Annotated in this window: 19 protein-coding genes and 1 tRNA gene; 10 read left to right on the plus strand and 10 right to left on the minus strand. The window is 59.2% G+C overall.

Annotated elements, in window-relative coordinates; all coding sequences use genetic code 11:
• Positions 1 to 77: 77 nt before the first annotated feature.
• The 6 genes from JQS30_RS11030 (at position 78) to JQS30_RS11055 (ending at position 4937) form a co-directional block, all read left to right on the plus strand.
• Positions 78 to 881: a maleylpyruvate isomerase family mycothiol-dependent enzyme gene (locus JQS30_RS11030; RefSeq protein ID WP_213170324.1), complete on the plus strand. Its 804-nt coding sequence runs from the start codon at positions 78 to 80 to the stop codon at positions 879 to 881.
• 106 nt (positions 882 to 987) lie between these two features.
• Complete coding sequence (locus JQS30_RS11035; protein WP_213170325.1) at positions 988 to 2652, plus strand: gamma-glutamyltransferase family protein; 1665 nt, start codon at positions 988 to 990, stop codon at positions 2650 to 2652.
• 9 nt (positions 2653 to 2661) lie between these two features.
• Positions 2662 to 4035 carry a YibE/F family protein gene (locus JQS30_RS11040; protein ID WP_246497881.1) on the plus strand — a complete coding sequence of 458 codons (1374 nt, stop codon included), beginning with the start codon at positions 2662 to 2664 and terminating at the stop codon, positions 4033 to 4035.
• Positions 4036 to 4069: 34 nt separating this feature from the next.
• A complete protein-coding gene (locus tag JQS30_RS11045) occupies positions 4070 to 4222 on the plus strand; it encodes a hypothetical protein (protein WP_213170326.1) in 153 nt (50 codons plus the stop codon).
• A 187-nt stretch (positions 4223 to 4409) separates the two neighbouring features.
• Positions 4410 to 4586: a hypothetical protein gene (locus tag JQS30_RS11050; protein ID WP_213170327.1), complete on the plus strand. Its 177-nt coding sequence runs from the start codon at positions 4410 to 4412 to the stop codon at positions 4584 to 4586.
• A gap of 189 nt (positions 4587 to 4775) precedes the next feature.
• The gene (locus JQS30_RS11055) at positions 4776 to 4937 is read left to right on the plus strand and encodes a hypothetical protein (RefSeq protein WP_213170328.1); all 162 of its coding nucleotides are present in this window, start codon (positions 4776 to 4778) and stop codon (positions 4935 to 4937) included.
• Between the two features lie 10 nt (positions 4938 to 4947).
• Here the strand turns inward: JQS30_RS11055 and JQS30_RS11060 are convergent, their stop codons facing one another.
• Complete coding sequence (locus JQS30_RS11060; RefSeq protein ID WP_213170329.1) at positions 4948 to 5868, minus strand: LysR family transcriptional regulator; 921 nt, start codon at positions 5866 to 5868, stop codon at positions 4948 to 4950.
• Between the two features lie 100 nt (positions 5869 to 5968).
• On the opposite strand from JQS30_RS11060, the gene JQS30_RS11065 reads away from it, so the two are divergent.
• Positions 5969 to 7204 (plus strand): pyridoxal phosphate-dependent aminotransferase, encoded by a 1236-nt coding sequence (locus tag JQS30_RS11065; protein WP_213170330.1) that lies wholly within the window; start codon positions 5969 to 5971, stop codon positions 7202 to 7204.
• A gap of 285 nt (positions 7205 to 7489) precedes the next feature.
• On the opposite strand, the gene JQS30_RS11070 is transcribed toward JQS30_RS11065, so the two are convergent.
• From JQS30_RS11070 to JQS30_RS11100, 8 genes are all read right to left on the minus strand, one after another.
• Positions 7490 to 7837 (minus strand): DUF1707 domain-containing protein, encoded by a 348-nt coding sequence (locus JQS30_RS11070; protein ID WP_213170331.1) that lies wholly within the window; start codon positions 7835 to 7837, stop codon positions 7490 to 7492.
• A gap of 96 nt (positions 7838 to 7933) precedes the next feature.
• Positions 7934 to 8224 (minus strand): 4a-hydroxytetrahydrobiopterin dehydratase, encoded by a 291-nt coding sequence (locus tag JQS30_RS11075; protein WP_213170332.1) that lies wholly within the window; start codon positions 8222 to 8224, stop codon positions 7934 to 7936.
• A gap of 10 nt (positions 8225 to 8234) precedes the next feature.
• Positions 8235 to 8858 (minus strand): carbonic anhydrase, encoded by a 624-nt coding sequence (locus tag JQS30_RS11080; protein ID WP_213170333.1) that lies wholly within the window; start codon positions 8856 to 8858, stop codon positions 8235 to 8237.
• 167 nt (positions 8859 to 9025) lie between these two features.
• Positions 9026 to 9099 (minus strand) — tRNA-Ile (locus tag JQS30_RS11085).
• A gap of 109 nt (positions 9100 to 9208) precedes the next feature.
• A complete protein-coding gene (locus JQS30_RS11090) occupies positions 9209 to 9532 on the minus strand; it encodes a hypothetical protein (RefSeq protein ID WP_213170334.1) in 324 nt (107 codons plus the stop codon).
• Between the two features lie 33 nt (positions 9533 to 9565).
• Positions 9566 to 9700: a hypothetical protein gene (locus tag JQS30_RS17575; protein ID WP_281398352.1), complete on the minus strand. Its 135-nt coding sequence runs from the start codon at positions 9698 to 9700 to the stop codon at positions 9566 to 9568.
• A 65-nt stretch (positions 9701 to 9765) separates the two neighbouring features.
• Positions 9766 to 10806: a hypothetical protein gene (locus tag JQS30_RS11095; RefSeq protein ID WP_213170335.1), complete on the minus strand. Its 1041-nt coding sequence runs from the start codon at positions 10804 to 10806 to the stop codon at positions 9766 to 9768.
• Positions 10807 to 11063: 257 nt separating this feature from the next.
• The gene (locus JQS30_RS11100; protein ID WP_213170336.1) at positions 11064 to 11657 is read right to left on the minus strand and encodes a hypothetical protein; all 594 of its coding nucleotides are present in this window, start codon (positions 11655 to 11657) and stop codon (positions 11064 to 11066) included.
• Positions 11658 to 13553: 1896 nt separating this feature from the next.
• Here JQS30_RS11100 and JQS30_RS17710 point away from each other — a divergent pair.
• Genes JQS30_RS17710 through JQS30_RS11115 form a run of 3 tightly spaced genes read left to right on the plus strand, consistent with a single transcriptional unit; the run spans position 13554 to position 15951 of the window.
• Positions 13554 to 13919, plus strand: a complete 366-nt coding sequence (locus JQS30_RS17710) for an RNHCP domain-containing protein (protein WP_213170337.1) — start codon at positions 13554 to 13556, stop codon at positions 13917 to 13919.
• Positions 13877 to 14941 (plus strand): class I SAM-dependent methyltransferase, encoded by a 1065-nt coding sequence (locus tag JQS30_RS11110; RefSeq protein ID WP_213170338.1) that lies wholly within the window; start codon positions 13877 to 13879, stop codon positions 14939 to 14941. Before JQS30_RS17710 ends, JQS30_RS11110 begins: the two co-directional genes overlap by 43 nt.
• Positions 14942 to 14943: 2 nt before the next feature.
• Positions 14944 to 15951 (plus strand): GNAT family N-acetyltransferase, encoded by a 1008-nt coding sequence (locus JQS30_RS11115; protein ID WP_213170339.1) that lies wholly within the window; start codon positions 14944 to 14946, stop codon positions 15949 to 15951.
• Between the two features lie 47 nt (positions 15952 to 15998).
• Here JQS30_RS11115 and JQS30_RS11120 read toward each other — a convergent pair whose 3' ends face one another.
• A complete protein-coding gene (locus JQS30_RS11120) occupies positions 15999 to 17012 on the minus strand; it encodes a class I SAM-dependent methyltransferase (RefSeq protein ID WP_213170340.1) in 1014 nt (337 codons plus the stop codon).
• Positions 17013 to 17038: the final 26 nt, after the last annotated feature.

A 17038-nucleotide genomic window follows, 5' to 3' on the forward strand; every position in this document is an offset into this window, starting at 1 on the left:
TGTATCTAGCTATTTTTGCATGGCGGTTAACTTTTCGATTTTGGTCGTTGCCTGATCTTGCGAGACACATAACGAGAGTGGAAGACTCCAAAGATATGGACATTGACGATTCAATTAACACCTTGCTGGGTGAAGGGGCCCGGATCGTCATAGCTGGTGATGAGCTTTCTCCGAACGCTCCCGTCCCCACGTGCCCGGGTTGGACGGTGCGGGACCTCCTGCGACATTTGGGAGGTATTCACCGGTGGGCCTACGACATCGTCACGCATCAGAGGCAACACCGCCCCAATGCCGAAGAAATGCGAGCACTGGTCGGACCACTACCTTCCGACGAGGATCTCGTGCCTTGGGTGAGCAACGGCTTGCAACAGTTGGTAGGCGCTTTCAAAGAAGCTTCACCCGAATTGGAATGCTTCCAAGTGTTCCCAGTAGGGACCTCCTTGCAGTTTTGGACCCGCCGCCAAGCCCACGAAACAACCATCCACCGAGTCGACGTCGAATCGGCCCGCGGCGACGAAATCTCCTCAGTCAAGCGCGGATTCGCCGCCGATGGCATCGACGAACTCCTCACCGGATTTCACGCCCGCACCAAAAGCGACGTGCGCTCTCCCATTCCCAGTCTCATCCACATCCGCGCAACAGACGCCGAAGTCGACACCGGCTCCTGGTACGTGCACCTATCCGACGTGGAACCGCCTCGCGTCACCCGTACCGCCACCGCCCGCCCCGACTGCGTCGTCTCGGGCCCTCTGGAACTGCTGTACCTGGCCCTGTGGAACCGGCTGCCCTTCACCGACCTCGAAGTCGAGGGCAATCTGGCCCTCCTACAACTGTGGCGCTCCACCTCTGCCATCAAGTGGCGAGGCCCCTCCTTCACCTAAGACATCCCGACCGCCAGGCGCGCTACCCGCCTGCTGAGCAAACCGACTCCACCGCCTCAGTCCCACGACTTAACAGCGGCCCCTGCGACCCGTTAGGTTTGCAACCATGCCGAACAACTCTGCGATCTCTTCGATCTGTCCCCACGCCTCCGGTGCCGGAGCCGACATCATGGAAAAAGGTGGTAACGCCGTCGACGCGGCCATAGCCGCCGGAGCTGTCCTCGCCGTCACCTCGCAAAACTTCTGCGGCCTCGGCGGCGACCTATTCGCGCTGGTCTGGGACGACTCCTCTCCCGCCCCAGCCGCGCTCAACGCCTCAGGACGCTCCGGCAGCGGCGCGAGCGCCCAAACCCTGCGAGCCGACGGACTGGACCGCATTCCGTTCCACCACAGCCCACACGCGGTTCCCGTCCCCGGATGCGTCGACGGATGGGCCGCCATGCACCAGCGATACGGATCGCTGCCGTGGGCCGATCTCTTCGCCGATGCGATCAACCTGGCCGAAAACGGCTGGCCCTCGTCGAAATCCCTCGAGCAAGGCGCGACAATGCTCGAAGGCGTCGACGGGGCCGAGGAAATCCGCCAAGCCCGCGCCGGAGAGAAGCTACGGCGCCCCCGCACCGCACAAGCACTGCGCGACATCGCCAGCAAAGGCCGCGAAGGCTTCTACGAAGGCCCATTCGGCGCAGGGCTCATAGAACTAGGTGCCGGACTCGGCGCGAATGGAACCGACCTCTACACCGCCGAGGACCTACGAACCCAGCAAGCCAATTGGGAAAAGGCCCTCGCCGCCACCACCGCCGGACACACCCTATGGACCTCCCGGCCCAATTCACAGGGCTACCTGCTGAGCCTGGCAATGCGTATCCTCGACCACCTGGAATTCTCCCGCGAAGACGAGGGGCTGTGGGCGCACTACATCATCGAGGCCTGCCGCCTAGCTGGCTACGACCGACCCGAATTCCTGCACGAACACGCCGACGCTGAAAAGATCCTGCTCGAAGCAGCCAGTCGTGCCGAGCGCATCCACCCCGATACCCGCGCCGATGTCAGCGGGCCTCAAGCTGACGGCGGCACCACCTATATGGCAGTCTCGGACTCCCAAGGAATGGCCGTCTCCTACATCCAGTCCAACGCCGCCGGTTTCGGTTCCCTGCTATTCGAGCCTCGCACCGGCATCGCCTTGCAAAACCGAGGCATCGGCTTCAACCTCACACCCGGCCACCCCGCCGAATACGGGCCACGCAAACGGCCCCCACACACACTCCTTCCCGCTCTCGTCTCCCGCGAAGACGGCTCGTTGCGCCTGGTCACAGGCACCATGGGCGGAGACGCACAACCGCAGATCGTCACCCAAATTCTCGACCGGATTCTGCGAGGCGGCCAGAGCGTCACCCAGGCCATCGGCGCACCCCGGATCCGACTAGACGCGGGCCAAACCGGGTTCGACACCTGGTCAAACTCCCACGGCGTCAACCTAGAACAAGACGTACCAACCCCCTGGGAGACCGGCCTACGGCAACGAGGACACGAGGTGAACCGCCTGGATGTGATCTTCGGACACGCCCACGCGATCGAAATCACCCCCTCCGGTCAGGTGAGCGCGGCGGCCGACCCGCGCGCCGAGACAGGCACCGCGCTGGTGTTCTTATACTGTGATCTCCACCGTCACCGGCCCATTGCGCAACTGGCGACGGCCCCGACCGAGCACGGCGCTGGCAGTCGCCAGCGCCGAGACGGTCCTTCGTCCACTTCGCCGATCTGTAGGTAGTGCCGAGACGTGAACAGCCATCACCGAAGCGACAGCGATCCCCCATTCGAGGACAGCTCCCAAGCCGAGCCAGCCAATTCCGGCAGCGCGGCAGCCGATCATGCGGCGCATCACGAGGTCGCCAATGACCGGGTGCCACGCAGCGCGTTGCTGATCTTGATTCCCGCCGCGCTAGCTACATTGGCGGGGCTATTGATGCTGTGGCCCTATGGCTTGGAGGACGCCGAGGGTTTCGACGAGGGTAATGAGGAGTCCGGCAAGGTTATTGCCGTCTTGGAGGAGCCGTGTCCCGAGTATGAGGACGGGATGCCCACCGGGATGGTCCCTGAGCGATGTGGCACGGTCTTGGTCGAGGTCACCTCGGGGCCGGATGCGGGAACCGAGATCATCACCGATATTCCGTTCGGGCCCGGTTCCCCGGTCGATGTCGAATCGGGCGACCGGGTGGTGCTCATGCACTTGCCTGAGGGACAGATTGAGAACCCGTACCACATCATTGACTATGAGCGTGGGCAAGCGCTGTGGGCGTTGCTGATCGCTTTTGTCGTGGCCATCATCGCGTTTGGTCGGTGGAAGGGCGCGCGGGCGTTGGTGAGTCTGGCGTTGACCTTTGCCTTGGTGTTGTTGTTTATCGTCCCCGGAATTTTGGACGGCAAGCCACCGCTCCTGGTGGCGATCGTGGGAGCCTCAGCGATCATGCTGGCCAGCCTGTATATCACGCACGGGTGGAATCGGTCGACGACCATGGCGGTGCTGGGGACGCTCGGTTCGCTATTGATCACCGGGGTGTTGGCTGGCGCGGCGGTGAACCTGGCTCAGATCAACGGGATCATCGACAGCGAGACGTCGCTGTTGAGCATGCACTATGGCATCGACATGTCGGGGCTGCTGTTGGCCGGTATTCTCATCGGCGCTTTGGGCGTCATCGACGATGTGACTATTTCGCAGTCGGCGACGGTCGACGAGTTGACCAAGGCAAACCCGCGCTATTCGCGGCTGCAACTGTATACGGCCGGAATGAGGGTGGGGCGAGCCCACATCACTTCGGTCGTCAACACGCTGGTACTGGCGTACGCGGGTGCGGCCTTGCCGCTGCTGGTGTTGATCGCGGCTGCCGCGCAGCCGTTGGATCAGGTGGTGACCAGCCAGCTTATCGCCACCGAGATCGCCCGGGCCGTCATCGGAACCCTTGGTTTGATCGCGGCGGTGCCGTTGACGACTGGTTTGGCCGCCTGGTTCGCCAAACAGGACCCTCCGAAACCCAAGAGCGACGCCGATGTGCTGAAGCCACCGACGAAACGCCCTGCGGCCACCCGGAAGAAACGCGACATTCATGACGTGGCGTGGGGCGACGAGGAGCCGCCTCATCCAAAGACCGACTGAGGGGCTGGGGTGCCGATAAGTCTAGGGTGACTGGATGGAAATCCCAGCTGTGCGGTTCGCGGGCGAGAAGTTCCGAAGGGGCTGGCGGTACCGGTTGCGGATCGGTTTCCCACGTGACGATGAGGACGACCCGGTCGTCCTGCGAGGAGTACACTTCGGCGTGGCTGTACCCGATATTTTGTTGTAGCTGCGGGAGAGCTTGTCGGCGCACCCACTCCAGCAGTTCGAACATGGCGTCGGGTTGAGCTTTGACTTCCCACATACGAGCGATCATGTTTTTACTGTATGACAACGACATGTGAGCGCTTTCGGGCCATCGGCCGGTGGTGGATACTGCCGATCTCTTGCCATGGTGGCGCTTTATAAGTTGGAACATGCCCACACGCGACGAAGTGGCCGCGCAGCTAACGCAAATGTTGGCCAAGACCCTGCTAGATCCGCTCGAAACATGGACGGACGACCACCTTGAACTCGTTCGCCTGCAAGGGCACGCTCTGACCGAGGTCACCCGTGGACCGACAGGTTGTTCAGCCCCGACAGCGCGACCGTGAAGCATACCGTGGCGCAGCTCCTGGCCACGTTCTTTGTCGCGATACCGCCCGATCTTCCATGGGCTGGCTCATGGCCTCGGGGAATCTTGGAGGACTGGGCCGAACCACCACCTCACCTAGCCATCGAGCGGCGCGTCATCGCGAACGGCCTACGCGGCAGCGGCCAATCCCGCGAGGGGCCGCAACCGCTTGCTCGGCGACATCGCCGAGGCCCGTCCCAACTTCTGGGTGTCTCACCTACACGGAGCAACCCACAACATGCTGGCCACTCACCGCCAAGAAGCCCTCAACCTGATCCGCCAATTCGCCAACCCCACCGCCCCCGGCCGAGACGAAGCGGGATTGGGTTAGCCCAGACTTCTCATGCCTCCGAAGCCGAGCCCAAGCGTTTGGCGGAACTGTGTAGCACCTGCAACACCGCCATCACGGCCGGACGTTGGGTCGAGGCCGTCCGATGCACCGCGTAGATATCGCGCCCCGACACCGGCGTAGACAAGTTCCGCACCGCCACGCCGCTGTGCGACACCGTCGCCATGCGGGGCGCGACCGTCACCCCCAGCCCCTTTCCCACCAGAGTGAGGATCGTGCCCAGCCCCTCGAACTCCGAAACCGAAGGGGCCGAGACTCCCTCGGCCCGCCACAGCCTCTCCAGCGCCGTCCGCGACGGTTCGCCCTCCGGAGAGGCAATCCAGGGCTCCCCCATCAGTTGGGACGCCGACAATCGGTCCTCTCCGGCCTCGCGATGACGCGCGGGCAACACCACCACCAAGGGGTCATAGCCCAGATGATGAAACGTCAACGGCCCCTGGGGCCCCGAGCGGGCCACCCCAGACCAATCATCGACGAGCGCCAAGTCGATGTCGCCCGAACGCACCTGCTTAATGCTGCTGGCCGCCGTGCGTTGCTGCCGCAACACCATCGTCAGGTCCCTGTGTTTACGCAGCCTTCGTACCACTGGGGCCGCCAGCGCCACCGCCGCAGTGGGAAAGGCCGTCACCGTCACCCGCCCTCGCGGATCATCGTCCAATGCGGCCAGGTCTGCCTCGGCCGCCTCGATGGCGTCCAAAATGGTCCCCGCGTGTTCGACCAATCGGCGACCGGCATCGGTGAGATGGGCGGAGCGAGCGGTGCGTTCAAGCAGTGCCATACCGGCTTCTTTTTCCAAGGCGGCCAACTGTTGTGACACCGCTGAGGCGGTCATTGACACGGCGCTGGCGGTGGATGCGATCGATCCACGGGCGGCGAATTCATAGAGCAGTTGCAGACGGCGAACATCAAGCATAAGGACATCTTAGCCTAAGTAACAGGTAGAAATATTTGCGTTAATGCTCAAAGAACGTGAAAGTTGAGGAGTCCACAGAGACACAAGCTAGGAGAAGACGGTGTCGGTATCAGCCACGCTCGCCGCAAACGAAATCATCGCCGCCCGCAGGGCCGCGGGGCAAGACGTCCTCGCCCTGGCCTTCGGGGAGGCCGGTCTACCGGTACATCCGGCACTGATCGGTCAATTGGCCGCCTCCGCCGGGGAGGCGAACTATGGCCCGGTTGCCGGGATCGGTTCCGCTAGGGACGCGGTCGCTGGTTACTGGACCCGGCGCGAACTGACCACAGGAGCCGAACAAGTCTTGTTGGGCCCAGGGAGTAAGTCTCTTCTCTACGCCACACTGCATTCGCTGCAAGGGGACGTCGCGATTCCGCAACCAAGTTGGGTATCGTACGCCGCGCAGATCGAGCTACTGGGCCGCAAGGCCATCACGGTCCCGACTCTGCCTGGAGAGGGAGGGGTAACCGATCCGCAGGCGCTGGAGCAAACACTGCGCGACCAGCCCGGCATTACCGCGGTGGTGGCGACGCTGCCGGACAATCCGACTGGAACCATAGCCAGCAAGCAGACCGTCGAGAAGTTGGCCGAGGTCGCGCGCCGCCACGAGCTCGTCATCGTTTCCGACGAAATTTACCGTGACCTAGTCTTCGATCAGTCCAATGTGGTGAGCCCGGCTCAGTGGGCACCGGAACGCACCGTCGTGACGACATCGCTGAGTAAGAATTTGGCCCTGGGTGGCTGGCGTATAGGGGCGGCCCGGTTCCCAGGATCTCCTCTGGGCCAGAAACTGCGCGCGGCCGTCGCCTCCGCCGCCAGCGAAATGTGGTCAGCACCAGTAATGCCGATGCAACACGCTGCGGCATACGCGTGGTCTGACCCTACCGAACTAGTCGAGCGGGTTGGACAGTCGCGACAATTGCACGCGGCGGTGGCCCGCGCGGTGGCTGGCGTCTTCGCCCAGCATGGCGCGGCCATTCAGGAGCCGCAGGGAGGCTTTTACGTCTACCCCGATTTCGAGATGTTCCGCGAACGGCTTGAGGAAAGGTGGGGTATCGAGGACAGCGCGGGGCTGGCCCAGGTTTTGTTGGACGACTTCAACGTCGGGGTCCTACCGGGGTCCGCCTTTGGTGCGCCAACCGGCACGCTCACAGCGCGAGTGGCAACCAGCCAGTTGTACGGCAACGGCACCGAACAGCGATTGGCGGCCCTAGAGTCGGCTGATCCGGTGAAGCTTCCGTGGATTGAGGAGAAGCTTTCCCGCCTCGACTCGGTATTGGAAGACTTCTTGCGTTAACGTTTGATCCGAAGACCTGATCACACGGGCGGGAAAGGACCCGTCGCCCTCTAGGGGTGGCGGGTCCTTCGCGTGCGGTGTCGCGCAGCGGCCCTGGTCTCAGAGGTTCCCGTTCTCAAGGCCACGTTGTGGCGACAAGACGGCTATGTCGGACAGTAGACACACCAACAATAAGGGAACTGGCGAGCCCTCAGCATGCCTGGAGAGCAGTCGGTCGTCGCGGCACTTGGTATCTGCAAGGAGGCCGCTGGGACCATCGACTCCATCGTCACGACATACCGTGTGTTAGAGCCACCCTTGAACTGCGGAAATGACCGCGTAGATAGTGACGAACACCAAGACTAGGAAGAATACGGCCACCACGATTCCGATGACCCGTTGTACTTCCAGCTCGCTGCCTTCGCGAACCGGCCCCCGCCAACGGCCATAACGCCAATGGTCACGGCCCGGAGTCAAGTCGGACAGGTCTTCAAGCAGCACCGACAACTCGCCGCGACGGACCGCCTTCTTGGCGAGGTCTCGTCGGAGCCGGTATTCCTCGGGCCCCAGCCGCCCCCGCCGCCGGGCCATATTCAGTCGCCCCAAAGTGAATTTACGATCGTTCTTGGTAGCGCGTGTGGCATCTAGGCTCATGGTCGAACCTCCTCACCGCTGTTTTCTTCCATCATGACAGAAAACAACTACAGAAGTCGACCACAAGCCAGGCCTAAATTGAGTCGAGAACTCAAGTCACTCAACGAATTCGGTGATCTTGTGAGCCAACGTGATGTCTTTCTTGGTGACTTTGTTGCCCGCGTCGTGAGTGGTCGTGACAACGATGAGCTTGTTGTAAGTGAGGCTCAAGGTGGCGTGGTGATTGAGTTCTTCTTGAAACAAGCCGATCGCCGATACGACGGCGACTGCGAAAAGGTGGTTCGGAAACTCGAATTCCGCCGACAGCTTATTGTCCTCAAAGTGCCAACCAGGAAGGTTGGACAGTGCCAGTTCTACTTCACCTTGGCTCAACGGCTGGGTTGACATTGGTTCTCCCTCACAGTTTGTCGATGAGTGTGACCGTACCGGTATCGAGGTCATAACCAGCGCCGACCACCAGAATGTCAGCGTAGGCGGGCCGTCGCTTCAGGTCGGTGATGGTGCGCAGAACCTGAAGCCGCATCGCGTGGCTGGCTGCCTTTTTCGGGTCGGTCTCCTCGAGAGCTTGGGAAGCGGGCTGCCACAGCTGCTCGACCAAGTAGTTGGTTCGTGGGTCGTGAGTGTCCTCGGAGACGGCGTTCAACGCCGCGCTGATAGCGCCGCAGCGCTCGTGGCCCAGGACAACGATCAGAGGGACCTTTAGTTCGGCCACAATGAAGTCCAGCGAGCCCAAGGCGGCCCGATCGGGTACGTGACCGGCGGTGCGAACGACGGCGAGCTGCCCGAAGTTGCAATCGAAAACGCTCTCGGCGGTCACCCGAGAATCGACACACGTGAAGACGGCGGCCATGGGGTGCTGCTCGGGTGCGGCCGCTTGGGCGGCGACGATGTCGCGACGGAAACGGGGCTTGCCCTGGCGGAAACGTCCATTGCCCTCCAGCAACTGCTGAAGAGACGATTCGGCCTCAGACCACGACTGTTCAGTCTGGCCTGGTTGCTTGTCGAGGTAATAGTCTGGCACGTCAAAATCATCGCTGACCAGCCGCGACCGCGCAACTACTTCGGCCTAAAACGCGCGCAAAATCACGGTCAGACCAGGTGAGGCCGCAACGGTGAGAAAGCCTCTACACCGAGGGTGGGGCCATCATGATGATGGCCCCACCCTCGGTAACTGTATTCGTATCGCTGTGGGACGTGTCGGGCTCGAACCGACGACCGCCTGATTATGAGTCAGGTGCTCTAACCAGCTGAGCTAACGTCCCTCTTCCACGCATTTGCACCCGGTGTTCCTGCCACGGCAGTTTGATTCCAGGTTCGATTGGCTCCTAAACAGTCAACGAGAGCCGCTCCAGTTTCCGGGCCAAGCTTATGTTACTGGCGGGAGCCTAAAGATGGAATTCGGGTCCGAGGGTGGTGCGCTACCGCCGCCCGACAATTGTCCAGTTGGTGGTCGAGGGCGCCTTGGTTGAGGTGTCTGACCTGGTAGTTGAAGCCTTCAGGATCGGAGAGGTTGGTTTCGATGCGGATCGTACCGTCGAGGTTGCGCAGTACGAGCCGTTCAAAGTCGGTATGGAAGATGACTCCCCCTGATTGTGAGCAGACGAACTCGGCTGCGGTGGTCACGATTTCGGCTACCACTGCAAAGTAGGCGCTCTTCGACACGATCTGTTTAGGGTCGAACGTAATGGCAAGCATCGTCGGCCTCTCAAGACCAAGACGTTCTGCGTACTAGAGCAGAGAGGAGACAGGCTTAGTCAGTACTGTCATGTCGAGTACGTCACGGTGGCACCGCGTAGAATCGGCCGGGTAGATGATCACGGCGTTGAGCACGCAGGAGAAGTAGGTGATCTTCGGCGGCACCATAAAGGAACACCCATTCCCAGTTCCCTCGCTGACCCGGCACCCATTAAATATCGACCGACATAACCTCAGGAACCGAACTCGTGAGTTTCCAGCAACATCTGAGCTCGCTCCAGATATTCGGCCGCTTGCTCCAGGTAGACAGAACTATTGACTTCAAGCTCTGTATGTATCAATCCCACGCTCTCGGCATGCGACTGCTGTTGCACCTCATTAATGTCGTTGTCCTCCAAGCATTGGAGATCTGCCTTTGCCATATTAATCTCACGTTCATGGGAGGCCCGAATTTTTTCCACCGGAGGCTCTTCGAGAGTATATTGACTGTCAAGCTCTAGCCACATCATGTAGATGCTGTCTTGTGCATGGAGGGGATTGTCCATTCCAGGGAATCCAAAGTCGCTCATGCATTCTGCCCATGATTCATGAGCTGCAACCACATCGGGGTGTGTCCGGAAGTCAAATTGCCCGGCAGGGCCAGCTTCGTTTTCCAGCTGTTTGAAGGAATAGACATTTTCTCCATAGAGCGCCTCCAGGACCTCGCCCTCACAGCCCTCGGAGTAGTAATAGATCTCCCCCACCCCATTAATAACTGTATGGACCACTCCCGCTTCTTCCCAGTGGCTTGCAGGAACTTCACCATCAAGCATATTTAGCCGCGCGACACTCTCGCCCCGCAGGGCCACCTGATATTCATAATGATATGTCGAAGTTTGGAGTTGGTACTCGCTAAGAATGGACTGTCTGACACCGTCTTGGTCCCAGACTCGATCAATCAGGTCGCCATATCCAAGTTCGTCTACATTCTCAGGGTCAGCTCCAAGAACCAGTCCGAACTGTTTACCCAAAATCTGGTCCTCATCCTCTGGCCACTCGATCGCTTCCTGGTGTATATCGAACCCAGCTTGCTCCATACACATTATGTTCAGGCGCTGGACAACATTCCTGAGTTCGAAACGTACCATCGTGTTGTGCAACCAATTTTGCTGAAAAGTCTGCAATTCCTCTTCGCTGAAATCATGCTCGCCTGGGTCGGTAGCGCACGCGGACACTGTCAACGCCACGCCTATGGCGAGTACAAATCCACGAACCAAGCTGCTAATCCTACTCATTATCACCATTCATGTGAGCCGAAATCATAGAATCGGGTATGGAGCGACATTCCTATGTATTGAATCTTTCTCATCCTGGCGTTATTGCTAGCTTAGACTTCCTCGTGTTTGTGGAGTTGATGGCAATTACGCCACAAGATCAATCCCTTTATCTCTACATGCCCCGGAAATGCCGAAAAGACGAGGCCAAGACGCTAAGACCTCGAAATGAAGAACCTCACTCAACGTGCCAGTAACATCCATATTAGACCTGATCTTTAGCCATCTGAATCATGCGAGTTCATCACAGTATCGAAATGCGATAGCCTGATTTCCTTGGCACATTCATCGACAAAGTGTGCCTTATTTCTCGGCGCCTCGATCTTGAACTCACTGATATTTTCCGGCAGCGCCTCGGGAGTTTTCACACCGGCATCGGAAAGACACTGATCTACTTCAAGAGCTATATCGTTATTCATGAATTCTGGGTTGAGAAGCGCATATTCTAGCTCAATATCATCAAGGTACGCTTCGCGACACTCTCTCTCAATGTAACTGTAGGCGTCAAACCATTGGTCACTTTCTTCGAGAGTATCGATATACACGCTATCCATATCAATCCAGTGCTCCAAAGCCGTGTTGGTGATTGGGTCCCAACCTGCGGAGACAACAGGTATATCGTTCGTTTGCATGCACTCTACCCAGGATTTAAAAAAGGCCTCATAATCAGCTTTGGAAACTCCACCGCTCTCCAATGCCTCTTGCTGAGCGGCAATCCCCGCTTCCATTTCAGATTCAGTCAGAAAGCGTGGATATTCAATTTCTGACTTGCCCTCGACCTCCGGGGAGGAACACGCCGCTATGGCCAGCACCAATAGGATGCTAAACAGACACACCCTAAGCAAGGAATGGAACTGAGAGGTAGGTTCTTGCATCGAGATCAACCTTCAAATAACCAGAGTTCCGACTATGCAAATCGATGCATCATGGATCTATCCATGATGCATCGATTTGCACTGTATAAGCAATCGGAAACGTCGACTTAGTGACACATACCTACACCGAACATATCATAATAACAAGCTACGGCGTAGTATACCATCGTACATTTGCTCCGGCTCTATCGTGCCTCTCATACGTGAGAGTACGGAAGACATCGCATTGACCGCAGCCTTTATGCATTGCAGTCGTAATCGTACAACCAGGGTCAAGGGTGTTAGTCCCGATTGTTGCACTATTATCCCAGCTTCGGGACCTCGGAAAACAGTCGAAGGATCCGGCTATCCACGAATGACCTTCACACGTTCCGCGGGGAGCATACCAGGTCCACGCCTGGGTATGGGCTGTATTGATTGAACCTTTAACGGTTCCGGTGCAAGCACTTCCGCGCGTTTGCTCTCCACGCAGATAACTGGCTTCTGCCGGCTCTGCGGCAATGATACTTGCGAGGGCCAACATCATCACACAAGCGGCTACGACAGCTAGAATTCGTCTAGCTTGCTGGCCGGAGGCCAGCCTAAAAGGAAGGGGAATTTCATCTCTTTCGGGCGGGGGTAAAAATTCGCTCCAAGCCCGGCTGATTTATCTATTTCAGACGGGTAGCTCATGCATTACGTTATTGTTGCCGAAGTTCGCTTGTCAAGCCATTGATTGGCGATCTGCCATGAATAGCGAATCTTTGCTGCTCACGACCGCCCTAGTAATGCATATGACTTCCCTCACTCTCGAGTGAGCCTTTTCCTTCCTGGTTCAAGTGAGGGGGGTGGTGTTATTGGGGGCTTGGGAAAAGCTCCTGGTAAAACATCTAGGGACTAAACAAGCCATGCCACCAGGGGCTTGTCGAGTCGTTCCACTAGGCCGCGTTGCCGTTTTTCGAGTAGGGCCGTGAATGTTATAGCTGAGGTCATCGGGACCCACCGGGTAGCTCTCGATTCACGGTGGAGACGAGTAGACACAGGTAAGATTGCCCCTGATGGCCCTTAGCTCCCTGTGCCAAGGCCAGGCCTATGCCAATATTACTGCTGGAATTGGCCCCTCCAGGGACACCATGACTCGCCGAATCAATGAAACCATCGACCTCATAGTCAATTCCGGCCAGGGCATGCGGCCTCAGCTGCGGCGAGCCAAAAGAAGATGCGATCCCGTCTGCTTGTGGATCGCACCTTCATCGCCTGCAACCACTTGTCCACCAATAGGCCCCTACACCACACGTGGCGAAGTAGTCGCTGAGCAGAACTCTCTCAAGCTTCTTTGCTAACCGAGGTGATATTCGATAAAACCGGCATTCTAGGCATGCTGGGCGCAAAGCGACATGCGCGACACATTGGTATCGTCAGTTGCCACGAACGCTGGCACCCCAGTGGCAAATGAGACCATCGAACTCGTTGCCGCTCAGCAGATCTCCTACAGCGCAGCGACAAAGGGCCCGTGTGCGCCCGCGCAGGAGATCCGAGAATTGCTCATCGACTCAAGCGTGGAGGTGGGCCGAGCCCGCATCCCGACCGCCATCCGGGCCCCACCTGCTTCCACCAGGGCAAGTGCGACTGACCATGCCTCAATCTTATGGTAAGATACAGGCCATTATCGCGACCCGCCGAAAAGACAATACGCAAGCTAGAAAGTCGATTGTTTGGCTTAGAGGCTTATGCCTTAAGTCAAAATCCTATTCGCGCAGTTGGCAATGATTGCATCTATTGTTGGTTCCTTATCGGTGAATACTTTCAACGCCCAACATAGGGCCCCACCCCAACTCACAGGATGAACTATCTATGGCGATCGAGGGAAGTCGGTTTACTCGACGTAAGGAAGATTTCGAGTGCGCGAATTGTCGACGCGACATCAAGGGGAACGGTTACACAAACCATTGCCCGCATTGCCTTTGGTCGCGACATGTCGACATTTCTCCGGGTGACCGCCAGTCTTCTTGTCGCGGCCTCATGGAACCCATTGGCTCGGTCTATGAGGGCGGGGGATACATCATCGTGCAGCGCTGTCAGTCTTGCGACCACCTGTGGCGTAACAAGGCATCCCGACGAGACTCCACAGAGGCGATCCTGGCTTTGATGGGAAAACCGGTTCCTTGGAACAAGTTATGCGCCTCCCCCATCCATTTGCCGCCGCGTGCGAGGAACTAGGCCTTTCAGCCTTGTTGTCAGCCCAGCAACTGAGCGCCTCCTCCCAAGGGCTGCTGAAGATGCGCGATTCCCTTTCCCCACAGCTGGGCCTGGCCGTGGACATGCTGTGCTTGGGCCGCACAGTTTCCCTCGATGCGGCTCAGGATACTTTCGGCCCCAATCTGGTGGACTGGATGGGTTCAACGGGATTGGCGACGGTGACCGATTCTTCGATCCAGCTGCCCAACCGGCGTCTGGTTGGGCACTTGGGGCGACTGGTCTTCGTCGGACCGGCCGGTTCCAACGCGCACGGATACTACGGCCCCGATTCGGTGGGGTTGGGCAAGCTGTTGCTAAACGCGCGGGGCCGCTGTTTGGACCTCTTCGCCTCCACCGGCGCTCAATCGGTGCTGATGGCCCGTTCGGGCGACGAGGTTGACGCGGTGGAAATCAACCGCGAGCTCAAGGGAGTCTTCGAGCTCAATACCGCGATCAACGGTTGCGACGATCGCGTTACTGCTCTATGGGGTGACGCCTTGCGCGTTGAGCTAACGGGGCCCTACGACACCGTGTCGTTGAACGCTCCCTTGTTCCCCAGTTTTGGCATCGAGGGAGTTGATCAGGCCGCCGACGGGGGCGCTACTGGGAACTCGATCCTGAGACAAGCTCTGAAGCGATGCGAGCTCACCGACCACGGCCGTATTTTCTCGACCATGACCACGGTGGGGAGCCCGGGCCGTCCTGAGCTGGACTGGCTGGCGCAATTGTGTCGCCAGTTGAATCTGGCCTTCCAGGTCATTCCGACCGGGATAGGTCGGCTCGATGGCCAGTCCCGCTTTAGCGCCGAGCTGGTCGACACATTGGCCGAATCCAGCTCAACGTCTGCGGATACTCTCACCCAACGTCTGCGGGCGCATTGGGATACCCACGGAATCGACCGGCTATTTTTCTGTCTGCTCGTGGGAGGCCGTGCCACAGGTTCCAAAGCGACGGTTACGGTGCTGTCCAACTTCGAGGGAGGCCGTGGTTGGTGGATCGGCTAAGCATGGACGCGAAACACCAGCCACTGCGTACACGCGGTTTCGCCCAGATCGGTTCCCAGGCATGGCTGGCCTTTGTCGCCGAACAGGCGGGCTCTTGGTTTTCACACTTTCCCGAATGGTGCGCGCTGGTGGACACGGATGGTTCCGGTCGCGATCACAACTTCGCGGTGGTGAATGCCCAGGAGGAGATTGTGGCCGTTGTTCCGTGTGTGGCCGACGCGGGCGGGTCCGTGGTGGTTTCTGGAGTTGTCGAACCGGCGGGACCTTTGCTTCGAGCATCGTTGCCGGCACAGCAACGGCGGCTCGTGTGGGATGCCATCGACTCTGAGTTGACCGCCATCGGCGCACAGACGTCCGCGAAGTTCGTGGGCCTGAAGTTTCCGGTGCTCACGCACAGCGGCACACAGCCGATGACGGTCGATGACCAGGAGAACCTTGACCGGCTTGGCTACTCCCGTGATGTTCGGCTGTTCAACTGCATGGATCTGACGCGGCCGCTAGAAGAGATCCGGCGCAACGTCTCCTCGCGGATACGCTCCCAGATCCGCGCCGCCGAACGCCAGTGTGTCGTCCGTGAAGTCACGACCGAGGAGGACTTGGAGGCGCTACTTGACGTCTATTGGCGCCACGCGAAGTCCAAGCACATCGCCGAGCCACTAAGTCGTGAATGTCTCGAACAGCTGCTTATGCAGGACACTCACGTGACAACCCTGGCCACCATCGGCATCGAGAACGATCAGCCGCAGGGCTACAGCATTTCCGTCGGAGTAGGCCCCTGCGCCACGCTGTACGCGTGGGGCTGCGCCCCACAGAAGGAACCGAGCCAAATGTCCAAGCTCCTCGTGTGGTCATCGTTCGAGATGCTGCGTGAACGCGGCTTCGCGACGGTCGAATACGGCGGCGCGATCAGTGACGACGCCCGGTTTTCCGGATTGACGGAGTTCTACCGTCGATTCGGAGGGGTTCAGTGGGAAACTACTTGGGCTTATAGGCGACTTCGCCACGGTTGACCTACCTTCATCACCGTTGGCGGGCCTCCTCCACACTTGGCGGTCGACTAATAGGTGAGCATGGGCGCGGCCGTGGTCTCGGTGCGCCGCAAGACAAACCAGAAGTTGCCGTTGAGCTCAGACGCGAAGTCGTCCAGTTTGACCGGCCCCTCTGGGCTGTCAAAGTGAACCGAGGCGACCTCCCACTCCCCACTTTCGGTGAAGACCTTCTGCCATCCGTCGACCGGCATGCTCAGCTGGGTCTGGTATTCGCGCAGGATTTCGGTGTCGTCCTCGGCGATGATCACGCGCTCAAGATCCATCATGGATGCCGGATCGGTGCGTTCCTTCGACCACGCCACGGTATAGGAGCGGCCGTCGTCGCCGTTGATCGTCCACCTCCCCTCCGATCCATCGGGGGTGGGCTCGGACGACTCCGTGCGCGTGTCGACCATGACCAGATAGACCCCGCCAGAGCGCACGCTCAGCGCCGCCATGTGCAAGTGGCGACGCAGGCTTGCCCAAGAGGGCAGGTAGCGCAGGGTATTGAGCGCCGCGATCGCGTAACCGTATCGGTTGAGTGCCGAGAACGACGAGATGTCAGCCATGAAGATCGTCGGCGACTCCCGCTGGGAACTCTGCGCGTCCTCGATCACCTTGGATTGCAGCCAGCGCACCCCGGGCTCGGAGATGTCCACCCCGTCGAGTTCGAAACCACGCTGGTTCAAGGGCCGCAGCACCCGTCCCGTTCCGCAACCGAATTCGATGCCGCGAATACCGGTCGGGTCCGAAATATGCGTAGCGATGAAGTCGAGTTCCGTGGAGAGGTCCCATCCGAAGACGGCTTCGCACAGCTCGGGTTGTTCGAAGAGTCGCCCGCCGATCGGGTACGCATAACCGTCTTTGACCAGTGCGTCCGCCTGGTCACGCGTGACGATGTGGTTCTGGTCGTAGTGGAGCGTCCGGAGTTTGCGGCTCGTTCCCACCATCGCCGCCGTGTCCGGCCACGTTAGATTCACGGCTGGGTCGATGTAAATAAATGATCCGTCCTCGACTTCAACACATCGTGTGACACCTAGCATGTAACACCTTTCTCCATCGTGAGATT

The organism is Natronoglycomyces albus (genome assembly GCF_016925535.1).
In the GTDB taxonomy this organism is placed as follows: domain Bacteria; phylum Actinomycetota; class Actinomycetes; order Mycobacteriales; family Micromonosporaceae; genus Natronoglycomyces; species Natronoglycomyces albus.